The organism is Plasticicumulans sp. (genome assembly GCF_035331805.1).
In the GTDB taxonomy this organism is placed as follows: Bacteria; Pseudomonadota; Gammaproteobacteria; order Competibacterales; family Competibacteraceae; genus Plasticicumulans.
Genome location: NZ_DAOLKE010000493.1, coordinates 1 through 2,069, shown reverse-complemented (window position 1 = coordinate 2,069; position 2,069 = coordinate 1). Strand labels below are relative to the sequence as shown.

Here is a 2,069-nt window from a genome sequence, read left to right as displayed (position 1 = left end):
GCGAGATACGCATCGGGCGAGGGCACGGTCAGCGCCTCGACGATCAGCGGCGCGTAGGTCTGCTTGAACAGCGCCACGTCGCCGACCGCGAGCGCACCGAGCGTCTCGCCGTGGTAGCTGTTGGCGAGCGTCACGAAGCGGCGCTTGTCCGGGCGGCCGCTGACGTTCAGCCAGTAGTGGAAGCTCATCTTCAGCGCGGCCTCGATCGCGCTGGAGCCGTTGTCGCAGTAGAACGCGCGCGTCAGGCCCTGCGGCGCCAGCGCGACGAGCCGCTCGGACAGCTCGATGACCGGTGCATGCGTGCAGCCGGCGAGCAGCACGTGTTCGAGCGCATCGAGCTGATCCTTCAGCGCGGCGTTGATCGCCGGGTGCGCGTGGCCGAAGAGATTCGTCCACCACGAGCTGATCGCATCGAGATAGCGCCGGCCATCGGCGTCTTCGAGCCAGACGCCGCGCCCGCGCACGATCGGCAGCAGCGGCACGGACTCGTGATCCTTCATCTGCGTGCACGGATGCCAGACGACGGCAAGGTCGCGGGCGACGAGATCGGCGTTGCGCATGGCGGACCTGCGGCTCACAGGCCGCGTCCGACGCCGATGCCGATGCTCACGCCCGGCATCGGGCCGCCGAAGCGGTCCTCGTAGAAGGGATCGCCGGCGCCCCAGGCCGCACGCTGCTGCATGCGCCGGGCGCGGGCGGCGTTCAGCTCGCCGACCCAGGCGGCCTCGGCGCGCTGCCAGTCGTCGTTGTAGTGATCGGCGATGTGCTGGCGGCGCTCGGCATAGGCGCCGTAGCTCAGGCGCCCGGCGGCGAGTTCGGCATCGAGCGCCTGCGTCGAGGCGAGCATCTCCTCGTCGATCGCGATCATCGTCAGCGAGGACTGCGGCCGCTGCGCCTGCACGCTCTCGGTCAGGCAGACCTGCCGCTCGCCGGCCCAGCGCCGGATCAGCGCGCGCTCGCTGCGGGTGGGTTTCGCACGATCGGCGCGCATCGCCGGCGTCTGGCCGGCGAGGTTGTCGAGCGCCAGATGCGCGCGCAGCGGCGCGTATTCGGGGCGGGACGAGAAGTTCGCGCAGGCGGCGAGCGGATCGGGCCAGGCCGTCGCCCGCCCGGCGACCGCGCCCGGATCGAACGGCGGCGGCGTGGTCGCGCAGCCGGCAAGCAAGGCGAGAGCTACGGGCAACAGCAGCGACAGACGGCGGCGCACGGACATGGCGAAGACTCACTCATGGTGACCGGCCCGGTGACCGGAAGGCCAGTATCGCGCCACGGCTCAGCGTGCGGACAGGCCGAGGCGTTCGGCGATCGCCAGCGTCGGGCCGGCGAGGTTCATCGTGTAGAAGTGCAGGCCCGGCGCGCCCTGCGCCAGCAGGCGCTCGCACATCGCCGCGACCACGTCGAGGCCGAAGGCGCGGATCGAGTCGCGGTCCTCGCCGAAGGCTTCGAGCTTGCGCCGGATCCAGCGCGGGATCTCGGCGCCGCAGGCATCGGAGAAGCGCGCGAGCTGCGCGTAGTTGGTGATCGGCATGATGCCGGGCACGACCGGGATCGTGACGCCGCGCGCACGCACGGTGTCGACGAAGCGGAAGTAGGCATCGGCGTTGTAGAAGTACTGCGTGATCGCGGCATCGGCGCCGGCGGCGACCTTGTGCACGAAGGCGTCGAGATCGCGCTCGGGGCTCGCGGCCTGCGGGTGGTATTCCGGGTAGGCGGCGACCTCGATGCGGAAGTGCCGGCCGGCATGCTCGCGCACGAAGGCGACCAGTTCGCTGGCGTAGCGGAATTCACCGATCTCGCGCATGCCGGAGGGAATGTCGCCGCGCAGCGCCACCAGCCGGCGGATGCCGTGGGCGCGGTAGTCGTCGAGGATTCCGGCGATGCCGGCGCGCGTCGAGCCGACGCAGGTCAGGTGCGGCGCGGCCTCGGCGCCGGTCGCGGCGATGCGGTGCACGGCCTCGAAGGTGCGCTCGCGCGTCGTGCCGCCGGCGCCGTAAGTCACCGAGAAGTACTCGGGCGCGAGCGCCGACAGCGCCTCGCGCGCGGCGAGCAGCTTCTGCAGGCCCTCGTCG

Annotated in this window: 3 protein-coding genes; all 3 read right to left on the bottom strand. The window is 71.7% G+C overall.

Annotation, left to right across the window (positions count from 1 at the left end):
* Positions 1-560, bottom strand: a 560-nt coding sequence (locus tag PKE44_RS18745; RefSeq protein ID WP_324554260.1) for an aminotransferase class III-fold pyridoxal phosphate-dependent enzyme, incomplete at its 3' end; no start/stop codon positions are given.
* A gap of 14 nt (positions 561-574) precedes the next feature.
* Positions 575-1,213, bottom strand: coding sequence for a hypothetical protein (locus PKE44_RS18740; RefSeq protein ID WP_324554258.1), 639 nt, complete (start codon positions 1,211-1,213; stop codon positions 575-577).
* A gap of 60 nt (positions 1,214-1,273) precedes the next feature.
* On the bottom strand, positions 1,274-2,069 hold a 796-nt coding region (metF, locus tag PKE44_RS18735; RefSeq protein WP_324554256.1), incomplete at its 5' end, for a methylenetetrahydrofolate reductase [NAD(P)H].

Bases quoted from the DNA above. Each gene is read 5' to 3' on its own strand.
- PKE44_RS18740 (WP_324554258.1), bottom strand. From the start codon at position 1,213: ATGTCCGTGCGCCGCCGTCTGTCGCTGCTGTTGCCCGTAGCTCTCGCC.